Below are 15,523 nucleotides of genomic sequence, written 5' to 3' on the forward strand. Positions count from 1 at the left end.
GACACCGAGGTCATGGAGCAGGGCCTTGACAACGTCGACAGGCAACCTCATCCTCATCGGCGGTCCGGTCGTCAACAGCGTCACCGCTGCTCTCGCCGAGAAGCTCGAGGTCCCGAGCGACTACGACGGCTGGAAGGAGGAGTACGGCACCGGTGCCGACAGCGGCGTTGTCAAGTACGTCGCCGAGTGCGGCGACATCAACGGCTACGGCGTCGTCCTTGTCGCCGGTACCGACAGGGAGGGCACCGCTGCCGCCGCCAAGGCCCTTATGGAGTACCTCGCTGGCCTCAGCTGAAGGCCTTTTCTTCTTCCTTTACTTCCCAACACTTCTAGGAGGTTTCCAGAGTGTCAAGGAAGTTCTTGGTCGCGCTTGTTCTGGCAGTCCTGATTCTCTCGCCCATCGGCTACCTGCTGTACGGATACTCCAAATATGATGTCTCAGTAAACCCGGACAAACCCGCTCCGGAGCACACATACATAGTACTCAGGTTCCCAAGCGGCCAGTACGCTGTTTTCACGCTTCCCCAGTACGTCAATCTAACAATGCGCGGATTCAGAATACCCGAGGGAACAAAGGGCTACGCCATCAACGTTACGGGGTATATAACGGGCATACCCGAAGTCGATGTAAACATGACGATGAACGCGCCCTACCAGCGCTTCACAATCGTGCTTGGAGACCCCAGCGTCAAGGTCTGCTCCTCCAATCCTGAGGAGTTTACGGGAAGTTGCTCAGACCGCACCGCGGCAGTGGCTGAGATGAGTGCTTTCACTGCCACACTGTTTAAACGGTACTACTACGTTGAGGCCCTGAAGAACAGGATGGACGAGGCCAGCGCGAGACAGTACGCATACGAAGAGACCATGAAGCGCCACGACACCAGGTACCTCTCCTTCATGACAAAGACCTCCCTCGGGCTGGGGAGGATAGGCAACAAAGACCACCTGGCGGTTGTGCTGCTGGGTCCGGCGGAAGGGGCCGAGGTGAACAGGGTCATCGTTCCCAGACCCGGGCTGATAGTCCTCGAGGGCAAATCCGACGGCGCGCTCCGTGCGGAAGTGGTGTTAATCGAAAAAATCATGCAGTTTAAGTGGCCCACCGAGAACCAGACCACTACTTCAGGGTGATTACATCCCCAAGGGTTTTCCTTTTCTCTTCCCCCACCACCCGGAAGAATTCATCCTTGCTCCCAAAAGGCCTCTCCGCCAGTACTCTCACCACGGTTTTCTTCCCAATCCCCGGCAGGTACTGGAGAACCCTGGGGCTCTCGCGGTTGACGTTTATTGGGACGGGAACTCCCGTGATGCTCCGGTACCCATGTCCAACTATCAGGACGTCGTAGAACCTGTTCAGGGGCATCTCCTTGGGCATGCCCACGATCAGGGGATAGCTCCCTATCTGCCTGCCGTAGGTCAGGCCGTTCTCAAGGACCTCCGCGCGGACATCGCGGAGGATGGTTCCCACGGGAACAATGCGCCTGAGCATCGGGAGGTCTATCTCGTGCCTTATCTTGTATTTGTAGTGCTGGATGAGCTTCTTGTGCTTTTCGGTCTTGACCCTATCCCTCATGTGCCACAGTGGAGTTCCCGGAAAGACAACCACCTGTCTGATGTTTATCCTGCGGACCATCAGCCCATCGTCCAGGAGCCTCTTGAAAAACTGGAACGTCAGCTCGTAGCTCTTCTTTGTTTCCCCTGGAAGGCCAAAAATCACGTTTATCCCGGGCAGGAGCCACGGCATGCCGTTGGGACCCCGCTTTGCCCCCACTTCGTTGAGTATCCTCACCGCCTCGTAGGTCTCCTCGGCGGTGGCGTTCAGGTTGTTGAGCTTCGCCACCTTCGGGTCAGCACTCTCGAGGCCGAAGGCAACGACGTTTCCGGGGGTTCCGTACTCTATTAGGGTCCTGGCTATTCTGACGCTCTCCTCGGGGTAGTTGGCTATGACTGCGGGGTTTGCGTTGTCCACGTGGAGGGTCTTAAGCCCAGGTGCGACGGAGCGAATACCCCGGAAAAGCTTCTCCAGAGCCTCGGGATTAGGTACTGGGACTCTTCCGTCCGGTTTGGCCATGTACGAGAAGATGCAGCTCTGTCTGCCGACCCGGAAGTGCCTCACCCCCAGGGTGTAAAGGGCCTCGACCTCTGCAACAACGTCCTCAATAGGTCTGTCCTCAACGTTCCTGTAGCGCACGGGCTCGGTGCAGAAGGAGCAGCCGCCTATGCCCATCGCCTTAGGGCAGCCACGCTGGGTTTCTATCTCAGCTATCACGAAGTCGGGAAAGTCGGGAAACTGCCTGACCACCTCCGCCCCGAGCAGCGCGTAGTCTCTCAGCTCCCCGTAGGTCCTGAAGCGGAGGGGGTCGGCATCGGACGGATTCACGAGGTAGTCGTGCAGAAACGCCTCGAGGTCGCCGTAGACGATGTGATCAAAGACAGACTGGGCAAGGAGAAGCTCGCGGGAGGTTATCCTCGTCCCGCCCGCGTGGGCGGAGCCCATGAACGCCGGGCCGCCGAGGATTTTAACCCCCTGAAACGGCCGGAGGAACCTCGCCACCTCCTCAACCTGGGACGGGACGGCTGAGAGATACTTGCCGGGGGTGTGCAGGCCACCTATGTACACGAGAACGTCCGCCCTCTCGAGTATCTCACGGGTTCGGGGGAAGTTCAGAGTCTTGTTTTTAGTGGCCACCCCCCTTTCGCCCTCAAGTGCGGCCCTCAGGTCATCTATGGTCAGGTAGAAAACCCTGGCGTCTCTTCGAGCCTTTTTTACGGCGCCATACGCATAGCGCGGGTATATCCCCAGATACGGGGGGACACCAAGTCCCGCGGGCTCGTCGGTGTAGCCGTCGATGATGGCAACTATCATGGTCTGGAGTTCGCGGGCCCTTTTAAAAATCAATCGCCGGCGAAAAGTATAAACACCCAAACTCGTAACATACCGGGGATGGATATGGCGGAGCTTTCACCCAGGACGGAAGGAGAGAAGGCCAGGTTTAGGGAGATACTAACGGCAATCTCAAACCTGAACCACAGGGAACTGCTGGCGTACTGGATGGATCAGGAAGTGAAGAAAGCTGAAATGTACCACAAGCTGTACCAGCTCAGCCACGACGTCAACTGGGACAAACTGCTGTCGGAGCTTTTCTTCCAGCTCTATAAGGACAGCCTCAGGCATGCTGAGGCCCTGCTGGGGGTATTCAAGGGGATGTTCCCCACGGAAAGCCCGCCGAAGGTCAACCTGCCCGCCCTTGAGGTTGAGCTCTCGGAAGAGCGGTTGAGGGATATGATCTACCACAGTGATCTCAGGGACATCCTGGAGTACCTGATGGAGACGGAAAAACTGGCCCACGACGTTTACCGGTACCTGGCGGAGAAGACGGAGGATGAAAACTCCAAAGCAACCCTCATATGGCTCTCGAACATAGAGAACGATCACTACCAGAAACTCAGAAACCTGTACGTAACACTGTTCGGAACCGAACCTGGAGAGTAATCAGCCCAGGACGCCCTCCGCAGAGAGAAACTCCTCGATATCCCTAACTTCCGAAGGAGCCAGCTGAAAGACCCTCTTCCCGGCGTGGGGCACTGCCCCAATGATGCCGCGAACCCGTTTGAAATCTTCCTTACTCAACCCCAGCATGTGATGCGACTTTTTGAGGGCCGCCAGGACGGTGCTTCTCCTGTGCTGAAAGAGGGCCCTAACCAGATCCTCGTTCAGTTCAATGCGCTCGTCCCGTGGTTTGGGCTCAAGAACGATGACCGCGGAGTCAACCTTGGGCCTTGGCCAGAAGGCGCCCCTCCCGATGCGCTCCACGAGCTCGGCGTAGGCCTTCGCCCTAACCATCAACGACAGGCGGGAGTAGTTTTTATCCCCCGGCTCCGCCACCATCCTCTGGGCAAATTCCAGCTGGTAGATAAGAACGGCCCTCCCGAAATCATACCTCAGAAAGCGGAAGGTTATGGGGGACGAAATCTGGTAGGGGAGGTTGGAGACTATCTTGTTGAACCCGGGGAACTCAACCTTCACGGCATCGCCCTCAATTATTTCAACGTTGGGCCAGTCGTATTCGGCCCTCAAAATCTCCACGAGGCGGGGATCCTTTTCAATGGCGTACACCTTACCCGCGTGCCGGCTCAGGGCGTCTGTAAGAACGCCAAGCCCTGGGCCGACCTCGAGGACCGTGTCGCGCCCGCTCAGTTCCGCCCGCTCAACGTTGCGCTCGATTATATCCGGCACTACCAGAAAGTTCTGTCCCAGGTCAGAATTTGCCTTAAGGTGGTATTTTGAAATTAGAGAAAAGAGGCGCTCCCTCATACCCTGAATATCCTCCTTGAGCCAACGAAAAGGCGGTAGCGGTCCTTGCCCTCAATCTCGTCAACGACACGCTTCGCCAGCATCTTTGCCGGCTCTGGAAGCCCCTTGACACGGTGGCGCAGATCCTCAAAGTCCTTGAACGGCTCCTTCTTGCGCTCGTCGAGTATTTCCCACATGTGCTTCTTGCCGATGCCGGGCAGGAGTTCTAGGCTGTGGAGCCTGTTGGTTATAGGGGGAGCCATGTTAAAGAACTTCACGAAGTGCTCCTCGTTGTTTTTGATTATCTCCTCAACCACGTACGGAAGCTCGGCCTTGGCAGTGGCGGTGAGGTCATCGAAGTGAATCTTCTTGTTGATCATGAGTATCTTGTCCCTCTGCCCCTTGCCTATGAAAACCCTCTCATAGAGCATGAGGTCCTCCTTTGGGGCAACCTCGAGCAGCGTGAAAGCCTTTTCACCTATAACCTGAGCAACGGGCTTGCCGGTTCTTCTTCCAGTCTTTAAATCGGTGTAGCCCTCGGGCAGATAGTCCAGCACGTAGGCGTACTCCTCATACTCAACATTCCGCCTCTTCTTGTCGAGGCTTTCCCTGTAAGAATGTCTCCGGTACCTATCCATTGTCTCTCCCCCAGAAATTATACCCGTCCGGAGTTTTTATACTTTGTCTAAGAGAAAAGGAAAGGAGGGTCACTCCTCGGGACGGTAGTCGTCAAGGAGCCTTATTATTTCCTCGGCCTCCTCCCTGGTGGGCATGTAGTCCTCCTTGGCGAAGAGAACGCGGATGTCGAAGTAGTCCTCGGGCATGAAGTCCACGAGCTTCACGGCTATCCTCTCGTCTATCCACTCAAAGAGGCCGAGGAGCTTCTCCTTCAGCTCGGCGACCTGTTCGGGCTTGAGCTTGGCAAAGCGCTCGGCGTGCTCGAGGCTAACCCTGGCCTCGTAAAACATGGGCTCCTCCGGGTTCTCCACCATGCCCTCAGCCTTGCGCCTCTCGAGGAGCTCCTTGGTCTCGGATATCGTGAGGTAGCGCTCCTCGAGCTTCTTCCTCCCTATCATGCTCATCCCTTCTGAGCCCTGAGGTGAACCGGGTGGATGAAGAAGGTCTTGACCTTGCCACCGTCCCTGACCTGGACGACGTAGGCATCGCCGCGCTTACCGACAACGGTTCCCGTCCTTCCGTGGAACCTTGGGTCCGGCATGCCCCTGTGGTAGCTCGGCTCTATGACGATGTGAACCCTCTGTCCAGCCTCAAACTCCTGGAGGAACCTGGTGAGGGGCGGGAGGCCTCTCCTCCTCGGCTTCTTGCTGAGCTTGCCGCGGGTCTTCCTTCTGAAGCTGTGTGCTTTCTTAACCATTCCAATCACCTCGCAGGGTTTTACTCATCGCGCAACAGACGCAAAGGCATTTTTCAGAGTTTCACGCCTCTTCGGCGTATGGACTAAGCCGGTTATGGCTCCGCTATCCAATCGGCGGGAACCGTTTATAAAGTTTTCAGTCATCAAGAATGTTCATGACGTCAAGCCTCTCGCACCAGGCAGGTTTTCCGAGCAGGTCGCTCACCGAGGGCTTCGTGCGCCCCTTATCGCCGGATATGAGCTCCTTAATGTACAGGCCCCCGTCGGTGACGAGGCGAAGTTCGAAGTGCTTCCCATCGAGCCACCTTGCTTCCGCCTCGTGAACCCTCCGGACGCGAACTTTATCGGCCCTCGCCTTCCTCACGCGCCAGGGGGTTCTCTGGTGAATTTCAAGTCCTTTGAGTTTTCTGGCAACATCCTCGGCCTCCTCGGGGGTTACCCCCTCCTCAACCAGAACCAGCGCGAGGTATTCTTTGCGGTGATTCCGTGTGAGGACCTCTTCGGCCTCTTTCGGTGAAACGAAGCGCAGGTTCAGAACCTCGACCTTTCCGCTTGCGTTTATCTCCCCCTTTACCGCATCTAGGTCGAGCTTCCGTTTTTTCGGCCGCTTTACCTCGACGATAAATGGCCTGCCGTTTCCAAGCATGCGGACGTCAACGTCCTCCCTTCCTGCCCCCTTGAAAACGCACTTCCCCCCGCTCGCCCTGGAGAACGCCCCGCAGATGATCGAGGCAACGCTCTCATCAAAGTCCGGAAGGGGCGTCTGGGGAATGCCCCGCACGAGCTTTCTGTAGCGGCCGTAGACGTAAATTGGGTTTATCTGAAGCTCGATTCTACCGGAATACGGCTCGACGATGAAAACCACGTCGGGGTTCTTGGCGGTGTCCTTTCCCGTCACCCTCCCAAAGGCCTTACCAAGCTCACGGTTGAACTCACGGTTTATGGGCTCTGCGGTCCCTATGTCAAACTCCTCCCAGAGGGCTTTCTCGTTCTCCCGAACCTCCTCGGGGAAGCGGGAGCCGACGAGGAAAGTCTCAAACTCGACGCCAGCCGCGGCCTCCTCCATCCTTCCTGCGAGTTCGGGAATCCTTTCGAAAACGTTACCGCACAGCTCGCATGTTTCGGGTGATTCAACCGGGGGCAGGCCCTCGGCGGAGCGCTCCAAGTTGAGGACGAACCTTACCGCCTTTCCGCGCTCCTCGTTGGTGCCCTTCCCAAGCCCCGCGAACAGTCTGCCCAGACAGTGGTCGCAGAGTTTGTGAGATTCAAGAACCTTCGCAGCCTTTTTGGTTATCATGCTCTCACCCTAAGATTTATATCCCACGGCTCAAAGCTTCTCGCGATGATGACTCGCAGGCAGAGAATAATAAAGCTTTTGGAGGAGAGGGACTACTCACCGAGCGAGCTGGCACTGGCCCTTGAGCTCCCCGGCAGGGGTGCAAAGAAAACTGTGCTGGAGGACCTGAAGGCCATCCAGAAGACCCTCAAGCGCGAGGGGAAGGTGCTCCTCATAAAGCCCGCGGAGTGCAGGAAGTGCGGCTTCGTCTTCCGGCCGGAGATAAACGTCCCCTCCCGCTGCCCGAAGTGCCGGTCGGAGTGGATAGAGGAACCCAGGTTTAAGATTGAGGCCAGATAGTTGTCATTTCGACGAAGCTTGCCGATAATTGTGGCCGGTTTTTGTCACTTGTCCAGCCCGAAGGTTTATATTGGGTTTGTATCAGCTTAGGGCGGAGGGAGAGTTATGCGGAAAGTTGAGAGGTTTATGAAGGAGAAAGGCCTCGAAGTCGGAGATCACGTCCGGATAATCGAAAAGGAGAATGGAAACACGAGCGTCTATGAGGGCGTTGTCATGAACCCCTACGAGCTGTCCAGCGGCGAAACCCTCACGCTGAAGCTCGACAACGGGTACAACGTCGGAATTCTAGTGGATCAAATCCTGGAGGTCGAGGTGATCGAGAAGGCCGCCCCCAGGGAGGAGCTGAAGTTCGAGGAGGTCTTCCCCAAGAAGCCTGGCCTTCCAAGCGTCGCGATAATAGGAACCGGCGGAACCATAGCGAGCAGGATTGACTACAAGACGGGCGCTGTTCACGCGGCCTTCACCGCCGAGGAGCTCGCCAAGGCCGTCCCCGAGATATTCGACATAGCGAACATAACGCCGAAGCTGCTCTTCAACATAATGAGTGAGGACATGCGCCCGGAGTACTGGGTTAAGATAGCCCACGAGGTAGCCGGAATGCTGAACAACGGCGAGGATGGAGTTGTCATCGCCCACGGAACGGACACGATGGCCTACACCGCCTCGGCGCTCAGCTTCATGCTCCGCGATCTCGGAAAGCCGGTCATCCTCGTAGGTTCCCAGAGGAGCTCCGACAGGCCGAGCAGCGACGCGGCGATGAACCTCATCTGCTCCGTCCGGATGGCGACTTCAGACTTTGGTGAGGTCGCCATCGTCATGCACGGCGAGACGGGCGACACCTACTGCCTCGCCCACCGCGGAACCAAGGCCAGGAAGATGCACACGAGCAGGAGGGACGCGTTCAGGAGCATAAACGACGTCCCAATCGCCAGGATATGGGGCGACGGAAAGGTCGAATTCATGAGGAACGACTACCGCAGGAGAACCGAGAGCGAGGTATGGGTGGACGACGAGATGGAGGAGAAGGTGGCCATTCTTAAGGCCTTCCCGGGAATCCAGCCGGAGATAATAGATTTCTTCGTTGACAGGGGGTACAAGGGGCTGGTCATCGAAGGAACGGGTCTCGGCCACGTGCCCACCTACGTCATCGATTCGATAAAGCGCGCTACAGAGGAAGGCGTCGCCGTCTGCATGACGAGCCAGTGCCTCTACGGCAGGGTGAACCTCAACGTGTACTCCACCGGAAGGAGGCTCCTAAAGGCCGGCGTGGTTCCGTGCGAGGACATGCTCCCAGAGACGGCCTACGTCAAGCTCATGTGGGTCCTCGGTCACACCGATGACCCGAAGGAAGTGCGCGAGATGATGCTCACGAACTACGCCGGAGAGATAACGCCGTACACGAGGTTTGACACGTTCCTGAGGTGATGATGATGGTTGAGAAGTTCAACTACGAGGAGCTTGGCCTCAAGGTGGGCCTTGAGATCCACAGGCAGCTCGACACGAAGAGACTGTTCTCCCCGGTCCCCAGCGAGATGAGCGACGAGGTGGACTTCACGTTCCAGCGCAGGCTCAGGCCAACGATAAGCGAGCTGGGTGAAATCGACCCGGCCGCCCTTGAGGAGTTCAAGAAGGGAAAAACCTACATCTACGAGGGCAACCACAGGCTGGCGGACCTCGTTTACATGGATGAGGAGCCTCCCCACATGCCGGACGAGGAGGCGCTCAGGGTCTCCCTCCAGATAAGCTACCTCCTCAACGCAACCCCCGTTGACGAGGTCCACTTCATGCGCAAAATCGTCATAGACGGCTCCAACGTCTCCGGCTTCCAGAGAACCGCGATAATCGCCATGAACGGAAAGGTGGACACCCCCTGGGGAAGCGTCGGGATTCCCACCATATGCCTTGAGGAGGACGCGTGCCGTATCGTCGAGAGGGGAGAGAAGGAGGTCATCTACCGCCTCGACCGCCTCGGCATTCCGCTCGTCGAAATAAGCACCACCCCAGATATACACCACCCGGAGCAGGCAAAGGTCGTCGCCAAGTACATCGGCGACGCGCTCAGGGCCACCCGGAAGGTCAAGCGCGGCCTCGGAACCATCAGGCAGGACCTGAACGTCTCCATCAGGGGCGGGGCAAGGGTCGAGATCAAGGGTGTCCAGGAGCTGGACATGATTCCCGTCATCATTGAACGCGAGATAGAGAGACAGGTGAACCTGCTCAAAATACGCGAGGAGCTGAGGAAGCGCGGGGTCAGGCCCGAGGACATAACGGAGGAGTTCCACGACGTCACCGAGATATTCCAGAACACCGGCTCGAAGATAATCGCCCGCACCGTAAAGAAGGGCGGAAAGGTTCTCGCCGTTAAACTCCCCAAGTTCCGCGGCCTGATCGGGAAGGAGATACAGCCCGGCAGGCGCCTGGGCACCGAGATGGCGGACAGGGCCAAGAAGTACGTGAAGGGAATCTTCCACATCGATGAACTGCCTAACTATGGAATTACAGAATTAGAGGTTAATGGGGTTATCGAAAAACTTGGCCTGGGAGAGGAAGACGCCTTCGTTCTCGTCGCGGCCGAGGAGGAGACCGCAAAGAACGCCCTTCGCGAGGTCGTCCAGAGGGCCAGGGAAGCCATCGAGGGTGTTCCGGAGGAGACAAGAAGGGCTCTACCCGACGGCAACACCCAGTACATGCGTCCGCTCCCGGGGAAGGCCAGGATGTATCCGGAAACGGACATACCGCCGATACTTCTCACGGCGGAGATGAAGGACGACGTACTGGCGAACCTGCCCGAACTCCCACAGGAGCGCGTCGAGCGCTACGTCAGGGAATACAAGATAGACAGAAGCCTGGCCGAAACCCTGGTGAACGACGAGCGCGACGAGCTCTTCGAGGAGCTGATAGCCAGGGGCATCAAACCCTCCATGGCCGCCTCGATCCTCGTAGTGGTCCTCAAGGGACTCAAGAAGGAGGCACCCATCGAGAATATCACCGATGAGCACATCAGAGAAGCCTTTGACCTGTACCTCGGTGGAAAGATAGCCAAGGAGGCCTTCGAGGAGATATTCAAGGAGCTGGCGAGGAACCCCAAGAAGAGCGCCGCCCAGGTGGCGGAGGAGAAGGGCCTCACCCTCCTCAGCGAGGAAGAGGTCGAGAGGATAATAGACGAGGTCGTTCAGGCGAACATCGAAGTCATCAAGGCCAAGGGAATGGGCGCGATGGGAATGGTCATGGGCAGGGCCATGGCGAAGCTCCGCGGAAGGGCCGACGGAAAGCTCGTCAGCTCGCTCGTGAGGAAGAAGATAGGGGAGCTGAGCTGAGGCTGTTCTTTTAATGGTTTCTTTTGTTGTTTTTGCTTGTTTTTGTCAAAAGGACTGAAAAGAAGGGAAGCTAACGCCCCAGTTCGGCGTGGGCCTTTGCCAGGTGCTTTGCAGCTATCGCGGCCAGGAGGGAGAGCTCCCCAGCGAGGACGGCGCCCGCTATTATCTCGGCGAACTTCCTGGCGTTTGTACCGGGCGGCTCTCCCCCGCCGGCAACGCCCATTATGCTCAGGGCCTCCCTCTGGGTCGGAACGCGCGTTCCTCCACCGACCGTTCCAATCTCAAGGCTCGGCATGGTAACGCTGATGTACAGGTCTCCCTCAGGGGTAACCTCCGCGAGGGTTATTCCGTGAGAGCCCTCGGTAATCTGGGCTTCATCCTGTCCGGTGGCAAGGAAAATAGCACCGACTATGTTGGCAAAGTGAGCGTTGAAGCCGTAGGAACCGGCCTGGGCCGAACCGACGAGGTTCTTCCTGTAGTTGACCTCGGCTATGAGCTCCGGGGTGGTTTTCAGCTTCTTCTCAACTATTTCGCGCGGAATTATGGCCTCGGCAATAACGGTCTTCCCGCGGCCGTTGATGAAGTTCATGGCGTTCGGCTTTTTATCCACACACAGGTTGCCCGAGAGGGCGAGGTACTTCACGTCCGGGAACTCCTCCTCGATGACCTTCATTATCTCCTCGCTTGAGATGGTGACCATGTTCATGCCCATGGCATCGCCGGTCTCGAACTCGAAGCGCAGGTAGAGGTTGTTGCCGACGATGTGGGGCTTAACGTCCCTCAGCTTCCCGTGTCTGGTGACCTTGCTCACGGCCTTCTCCTGGAGGTACTCGATGTTGGCCTTGACCCACTCGGCAACTTCTCTGGCGCGCCTTGCATCGGGGCACTTGAGGAGGGGCGCACGAGTCATCTTGTCGTCGATTATGGTGGTCTTAACGCCTCCAGCGGCGGTGAGGGCCGAACAGCCGCGGTTGACGCTCGCAACGAGCGCTCCCTCAGTGGTGGCGAGAGGGATGTAGAATTCGCCCTTCGCGTACTCGCCGTTGATCTTGAGCGGCCCGGCGACGCCCATCGGTATCTGGACGACACCTATCATGTTCTCGATGTTCTTTCCTATGACCCTCTCGGGATCTATTGAGTAGTGTCCGATATTTTCAAGGCTCACACCGAACTTCTTCTCCAGAGCGCGGCGCCTTATCTCCGTAGCGAGCCTCTTGTCGCCGTTCGTGTACCTCTCAACCTGATGGAGCTTTATCTCCCCCGTTATTACCTTCTCAACGAGTTCATCAAAATCTACCATCTGGCTCCCTCCAGCCCCTATTCATCCGAACAGCCATTCCTCAAGCACCTTACCGGTCTCCATAAACGCAAGTGCCGCATCGCTTTTGGGGGCGTACCTCAGAACGGGAATACCCGCGTTTATCGACTCCGGAACCACATTATCAAAGGGAATCCATCCAAGAACGGGCACGTTGAGGTCGTCTTCAATTACCTCAATAATCTTGTCCATAACATCTTCCGACTCCCTGACCTTGTTCAGCACCACTCCGATGTTGAGGTTGTATCTCTCACCGAGGGCCTTCAGCTTCTCAATTTCGTTCTTGACCATTACTTCAAAGGAATATATCGGAGAGCGCTCTATCTCAACGACGATAATCTGATAATTGGCCAGCTCAAAGGTGGGAAGCGTATCGAAAGGTATGCCCGTGGGGGAATCAACAAAAACAACCCCAAACTTGTACTTAACCCTGTCAAGTATCTCGACCAGCCGCCTAGGGGAGATGCCCAGAACGTCCTGAAGGCGGGTACTTCCGGGCATGACATGAACGCCCGTTTCGGGGTGCCTGTACACGGCCCATTCCGGGTCAATATCCGGGTTCTTCATGAGGGAATGAACTGTGTACTTGACGGTGTCCAGGGCGAAGTGAAACCCGAGGTTCGGGAGGTACAGGTCGCCATCGACCGCAAGAACGCGGTATTCACTCATGGCTAGGTAAGCGCTTAGGTTGGCCGTGGTTGTTGTCTTTCCTGCACCGCCCCTCCCCGTGACAACAATGAGCGCCATTGCCCAGTCCCCCGAAATACCACGAAAAGAATAGTTGGAGTCCGTTATAAGGTTTCCGCTTAGTAGAGGGCACTCCAGGGGCTCAGTGCACGGCTGTTAGAGAAATCCACCCATAAACGGGCAAACGATTCAGAACAACCGCAAAAGGTTTATATCGTCCCCCGTTCAGATATCCATGTAAATGCTAAGGAGATGATTGCCATGGCTGACAAGATGCCGGCTATCATGAAAACTAAGCCCGCTTACGGTGCCGAGCTCGTTGAGGTTGATGTTCCCAAGCCAGGACCGGGTGAAGTCCTCATCAAGGTTCTCGCCACCAGCATCTGTGGAACCGACCTCCACATCTACGAGTGGAACGAGTGGGCGCAGAGCAGGATAAAGACCCCCCAGATCATGGGGCATGAGGTCGCCGGAGAGGTCATCGAGGTCGGACCCGGCGTTGACACCCTCGAGGTCGGCGATTACATAAGCGCTGAGACCCACATCGTCTGCGGCAAGTGCTACGCCTGCAGGCACAACCGCTACCACGTCTGCCAGAACACCAAGATATTCGGCGTGGACATGGACGGTGTTTTCGCCGAGTACGCGATAGTTCCCGCCCAGAACGCCTGGAAGAACCCGAAGGACATGCCTCCCGAGTACGCGGCGCTCCAGGAGCCGCTTGGCAATGCGGTTGATACTGTTCTGGCAGGCCCGATAGCCGGAATGAGCACCCTCATAACCGGTGCCGGCCCGCTCGGACTTCTTGGCATTGCCGTCGCAAAGGCATCCGGAGCGTATCCGATTATCGTGAGCGAGCCGAGCGAGTTCAGGCGCGAGCTGGCCAAGAAGGTCGGTGCCGACTACGTCATCAACCCCTTCGAGGAGGATCCCGTCAAGGCGGTCATGGACATAACCGATGGCGCCGGCGTTGAGGTCTTCCTGGAGTTCAGCGGCGCCCCCAAGGCTCTGGAGCAGGGCCTCGCCGCCACCACCCCAGGAGGAAGGGTCTCGCTTCTCGGCCTCTTCCCGAGGGACGTTACGGTGGACTTCAACAACCTGATTATCTTCAAGGCCCTCGAGATTCACGGCATCACCGGAAGGCACCTCTGGGAGACCTGGTACACGGTCTCAAGCCTCATCCAGAGCGGCAAGCTCAACCTCGACCCGGTCATTACCCACAAGTACAAGGGCTTCGAGAAGTTCGAGGAAGCTTTTGAGCTGATGAAGGCCGGCAAGACCGGTAAGGTCGTGTTCTTCCCGCACAAGGGTTGAATTATTTTCCCTTTTCTTTCACCGCAATTCTTAAGTAACTCCTCTCAAACTCACCCCAAGGAGGTGGCACTATGGAGCTAAGCTACCAGGAGAAACTCACGCTCATAAAGCTCAGCGAAGTTGGCAGGACTAAATTCGAAGAGCTCGTCAAAAGGACCGGTCTGGATCAGGTTGCGGTTATGCGAGCGGTTCTCGGCCTTCAGAGCAAGGGGCTGGCGAAGCTCTACGAGAAAAGTGAGAGGGTTGTCAAGCTCACCGAGACTGGAAGAAAGTACGCAGAGATAGGTCTCCCCGAGTGGAGGGCGCTGGCGGTTCTGAAGGAAAAGAAAAAGGCGACCCTGGATGACCTGGGAAACGTTCTCAGCGAGGATGAGCTGAAACCAATAGTCGGCCTCCTGAGGAAGGAGGGCTGGGCGAGCGTTAGGAAGGAGGACGGGAAGTTAGTCCTTGAAATCACCGAGAAGGGACTCAACGCGGAAGAGAGGCCCATCGATGCCGCCCTCAAGCTCCTCACGGAGAAGAAGACCGTACCTCTGGACGAGATTGAGGGACTCATTCCCGTTAAAGAGCTCAAGAGAAGGAAGATTGCGGAGGAAGATTCCGTTACCGAGAGGTTCGTTGAGATAGCCCCCGAGGGAGCGGAGCTCGTGAAGGGAGGCATCGAGCTGAAGGAAGAGGTCTCCAACCTGACCCCCGAGCTGATAAAGTCCGGAAAATGGCGCGAGGTCGAGTTCAAGCGCTTCAACATCTCGGCTCCGGTTCGGAGGATTTACCCGGGCAAGAAGCAGCCGTACAGGGCCTTCCTCGACAAGATACGGAAGAGACTTATCGAGATGGGATTCATCGAGATGGTCTCCGACAGTCTCATCGAGACCCAGTTCTGGAACTTTGACGCGCTCTTCCAGCCCCAGAACCACCCCGCCAGGGACTGGACCGATACCTACCAGCTCAAATACCCGAAGAGCGGCCACCTGCCCATGGAGGAACTCGTCGCCAGCGTCAAGGCCGCCCACGAGCACGGCGGCGATACTGGTTCCCGCGGCTGGGGCTACGTCTGGTCTCCGGAGAGGGCCATGCTCCTCATGCCGAGGGCACACGGTACCGCCCTGAGCGGCAGACAGCTCGCCAGGGGCGTTGAGATACCCGGAAAATACTTCACGATTCAGCGCGTCTTCCGTCCGGACGTCCTCGACAGGACCCACCTCATAGAGTTCAACCAGGTCGATGGCTTCGTCGTCGGCGAGGATTTGAACTTCAGGAACCTCCTCGGGATACTCAAGCGCTTCGCGGTGGAGATAGCCGGGGCAAAGAAGGTCAAGTTCCTGCCGGACTACTACCCGTTCACCGAGCCGAGCGTCCAGATGAGCGCCTACCACCCCGAGCTCGGCTGGGTTGAGTTCGGCGGTGCCGGAATCTTCCGCGAGGAGATGACGAAGGCTCTCGGAGTTGATGTCCCAGTCATAGCCTGGGGAATAGGAATCGACAGACTTGCTATGTTCAAACTCGGAATAGACGACATCCGCTACCTCTTCAGCTACGACCTGCGCTGGCTGAGGGAGGCGAGGCTGGTCTGGTGAGGTGATGC

Annotated in this window: 16 protein-coding genes; 8 read left to right on the forward strand and 8 right to left on the reverse strand. The window is 57.2% G+C overall.

What is annotated here, in order from left to right:
- Nucleotides 1–25: 25 nt before the first annotated feature.
- Together APY94_RS08160 and APY94_RS08165 are read left to right on the forward strand one after the other, a co-directional pair.
- Nucleotides 26–295: an S-layer protein gene (locus APY94_RS08160; RefSeq protein ID WP_245610445.1), complete on the forward strand. Its 270-nt coding sequence runs from the start codon at nucleotides 26–28 to the stop codon at nucleotides 293–295.
- A gap of 50 nt (nucleotides 296–345) precedes the next feature.
- Nucleotides 346–1,128, forward strand: coding sequence for a hypothetical protein (locus tag APY94_RS08165; RefSeq protein ID WP_058939161.1), 783 nt, complete (start codon nucleotides 346–348; stop codon nucleotides 1,126–1,128).
- Here the strand turns inward: APY94_RS08165 and APY94_RS08170 are convergent.
- Nucleotides 1,115–2,863: a radical SAM protein gene (locus APY94_RS08170; RefSeq protein ID WP_058939269.1), complete on the reverse strand. Its 1,749-nt coding sequence runs from the start codon at nucleotides 2,861–2,863 to the stop codon at nucleotides 1,115–1,117. The genes APY94_RS08165 and APY94_RS08170 overlap by 14 nt on opposite strands.
- 84 nt (nucleotides 2,864–2,947) lie before the next feature.
- On the opposite strand from APY94_RS08170, the gene APY94_RS08175 reads away from it, so the two are divergent.
- Nucleotides 2,948–3,490: a ferritin-like domain-containing protein gene (locus APY94_RS08175; RefSeq protein ID WP_058939162.1), complete on the forward strand. Its 543-nt coding sequence runs from the start codon at nucleotides 2,948–2,950 to the stop codon at nucleotides 3,488–3,490.
- Here the strand turns inward: APY94_RS08175 and rsmA are convergent, their stop codons facing one another.
- From rsmA to APY94_RS08200, 5 genes are all read right to left on the reverse strand, one after another.
- Nucleotides 3,491–4,312, reverse strand: a complete 822-nt coding sequence (rsmA, locus tag APY94_RS08180) for a 16S rRNA (adenine(1518)-N(6)/adenine(1519)-N(6))-dimethyltransferase RsmA (protein ID WP_058939163.1) — start codon at nucleotides 4,310–4,312, stop codon at nucleotides 3,491–3,493.
- Nucleotides 4,309–4,929, reverse strand: coding sequence for a DUF655 domain-containing protein (locus tag APY94_RS08185; protein WP_058939164.1), 621 nt, complete (start codon nucleotides 4,927–4,929; stop codon nucleotides 4,309–4,311). The genes rsmA and APY94_RS08185 overlap by 4 nt, the downstream gene beginning before the upstream one ends.
- Before the next feature lie 69 nt (nucleotides 4,930–4,998).
- Nucleotides 4,999–5,367, reverse strand: coding sequence for an RNA polymerase Rpb4 family protein (locus APY94_RS08190; RefSeq protein WP_058939165.1), 369 nt, complete (start codon nucleotides 5,365–5,367; stop codon nucleotides 4,999–5,001).
- A 2-nt stretch (nucleotides 5,368–5,369) separates the two neighbouring features.
- Nucleotides 5,370–5,666 (reverse strand): 50S ribosomal protein L21e, encoded by a 297-nt coding sequence (locus tag APY94_RS08195; RefSeq protein ID WP_058939166.1) that lies wholly within the window; start codon nucleotides 5,664–5,666, stop codon nucleotides 5,370–5,372.
- A gap of 136 nt (nucleotides 5,667–5,802) precedes the next feature.
- Nucleotides 5,803–6,963: a tRNA pseudouridine(54/55) synthase Pus10 gene (locus APY94_RS08200; protein ID WP_058939167.1), complete on the reverse strand. Its 1,161-nt coding sequence runs from the start codon at nucleotides 6,961–6,963 to the stop codon at nucleotides 5,803–5,805.
- Between the two features lie 45 nt (nucleotides 6,964–7,008).
- Between APY94_RS08200 and APY94_RS08205 the strand changes: the two genes are divergently transcribed.
- The 3 genes from APY94_RS08205 to gatE all read left to right on the forward strand — a co-directional run bounded on the left by APY94_RS08205 (nucleotide 7,009) and on the right by gatE (nucleotide 10,619).
- Nucleotides 7,009–7,302, forward strand: coding sequence for a transcriptional regulator (locus APY94_RS08205; protein ID WP_058939168.1), 294 nt, complete (start codon nucleotides 7,009–7,011; stop codon nucleotides 7,300–7,302).
- Between the two features lie 105 nt (nucleotides 7,303–7,407).
- Nucleotides 7,408–8,727: a Glu-tRNA(Gln) amidotransferase subunit GatD gene (gene gatD, locus APY94_RS08210; protein ID WP_058939169.1), complete on the forward strand. Its 1,320-nt coding sequence runs from the start codon at nucleotides 7,408–7,410 to the stop codon at nucleotides 8,725–8,727.
- Between the two features lie 5 nt (nucleotides 8,728–8,732).
- Complete coding sequence (gene gatE / locus APY94_RS08215) at nucleotides 8,733–10,619, forward strand: Glu-tRNA(Gln) amidotransferase subunit GatE (protein ID WP_058939170.1); 1,887 nt, start codon at nucleotides 8,733–8,735, stop codon at nucleotides 10,617–10,619.
- Nucleotides 10,620–10,689: 70 nt separating this feature from the next.
- Here gatE and hmgA read toward each other — a convergent pair whose 3' ends face one another.
- Both hmgA and APY94_RS08225 read right to left on the reverse strand, forming a co-directional pair.
- Nucleotides 10,690–11,919, reverse strand: coding sequence for a hydroxymethylglutaryl-CoA reductase (NADPH) (hmgA, locus tag APY94_RS08220; protein WP_058939171.1), 1,230 nt, complete (start codon nucleotides 11,917–11,919; stop codon nucleotides 10,690–10,692).
- A 21-nt stretch (nucleotides 11,920–11,940) separates the two neighbouring features.
- Nucleotides 11,941–12,684, reverse strand: a complete 744-nt coding sequence (locus APY94_RS08225) for a MinD/ParA family ATP-binding protein (RefSeq protein WP_058939172.1) — start codon at nucleotides 12,682–12,684, stop codon at nucleotides 11,941–11,943.
- A 201-nt stretch (nucleotides 12,685–12,885) separates the two neighbouring features.
- On the opposite strand from APY94_RS08225, the gene tdh reads away from it, so the two are divergent.
- Both tdh and pheS read left to right on the forward strand, forming a co-directional pair.
- Nucleotides 12,886–13,938, forward strand: a complete 1,053-nt coding sequence (tdh, locus tag APY94_RS08230; RefSeq protein ID WP_058939173.1) for an L-threonine 3-dehydrogenase — start codon at nucleotides 12,886–12,888, stop codon at nucleotides 13,936–13,938.
- 71 nt (nucleotides 13,939–14,009) lie between these two features.
- Nucleotides 14,010–15,515, forward strand: coding sequence for a phenylalanine--tRNA ligase subunit alpha (gene pheS / locus APY94_RS08235; protein ID WP_058939174.1), 1,506 nt, complete (start codon nucleotides 14,010–14,012; stop codon nucleotides 15,513–15,515).
- The last annotated feature ends 8 nt before the right edge of the window (nucleotides 15,516–15,523 follow it).

It is taken from the genome of Thermococcus celericrescens (assembly GCF_001484195.1).
GTDB lineage: Archaea > Methanobacteriota_B > Thermococci > Thermococcales > Thermococcaceae > Thermococcus > Thermococcus celericrescens.

Excerpts from the sequence above, each read along its gene's own strand:
- gatE (WP_058939170.1), top strand. The coding sequence starts at position 8,733 with ATGGTTGAGAAGTTCAACTACGAGGAGCTTGGCCTCAAGGTGGGCCTT.
- APY94_RS08205 (WP_058939168.1), top strand. The coding sequence starts at position 7,009 with ATGATGACTCGCAGGCAGAGAATAATAAAGCTTTTGGAGGAGAGGGAC.
- rsmA (WP_058939163.1), bottom strand. The coding sequence starts at position 4,312 with ATGAGGGAGCGCCTCTTTTCTCTAATTTCAAAATACCACCTTAAGGCA.
- APY94_RS08175 (WP_058939162.1), top strand. The coding sequence starts at position 2,948 with ATGGCGGAGCTTTCACCCAGGACGGAAGGAGAGAAGGCCAGGTTTAGG.
- pheS (WP_058939174.1), top strand. The coding sequence starts at position 14,010 with ATGGAGCTAAGCTACCAGGAGAAACTCACGCTCATAAAGCTCAGCGAA.
- hmgA (WP_058939171.1), bottom strand. The coding sequence starts at position 11,919 with ATGGTAGATTTTGATGAACTCGTTGAGAAGGTAATAACGGGGGAGATA.
- APY94_RS08200 (WP_058939167.1), bottom strand. The coding sequence starts at position 6,963 with ATGATAACCAAAAAGGCTGCGAAGGTTCTTGAATCTCACAAACTCTGC.
- APY94_RS08195 (WP_058939166.1), bottom strand. The coding sequence starts at position 5,666 with ATGGTTAAGAAAGCACACAGCTTCAGAAGGAAGACCCGCGGCAAGCTC.
- gatD (WP_058939169.1), top strand. The coding sequence starts at position 7,408 with ATGCGGAAAGTTGAGAGGTTTATGAAGGAGAAAGGCCTCGAAGTCGGA.
- APY94_RS08170 (WP_058939269.1), bottom strand. The coding sequence starts at position 2,863 with ATGATAGTTGCCATCATCGACGGCTACACCGACGAGCCCGCGGGACTT.
- APY94_RS08225 (WP_058939172.1), bottom strand. The coding sequence starts at position 12,684 with ATGGCGCTCATTGTTGTCACGGGGAGGGGCGGTGCAGGAAAGACAACA.
- APY94_RS08185 (WP_058939164.1), bottom strand. The coding sequence starts at position 4,929 with ATGGATAGGTACCGGAGACATTCTTACAGGGAAAGCCTCGACAAGAAG.
- tdh (WP_058939173.1), top strand. The coding sequence starts at position 12,886 with ATGGCTGACAAGATGCCGGCTATCATGAAAACTAAGCCCGCTTACGGT.
- APY94_RS08190 (WP_058939165.1), bottom strand. The coding sequence starts at position 5,367 with ATGATAGGGAGGAAGAAGCTCGAGGAGCGCTACCTCACGATATCCGAG.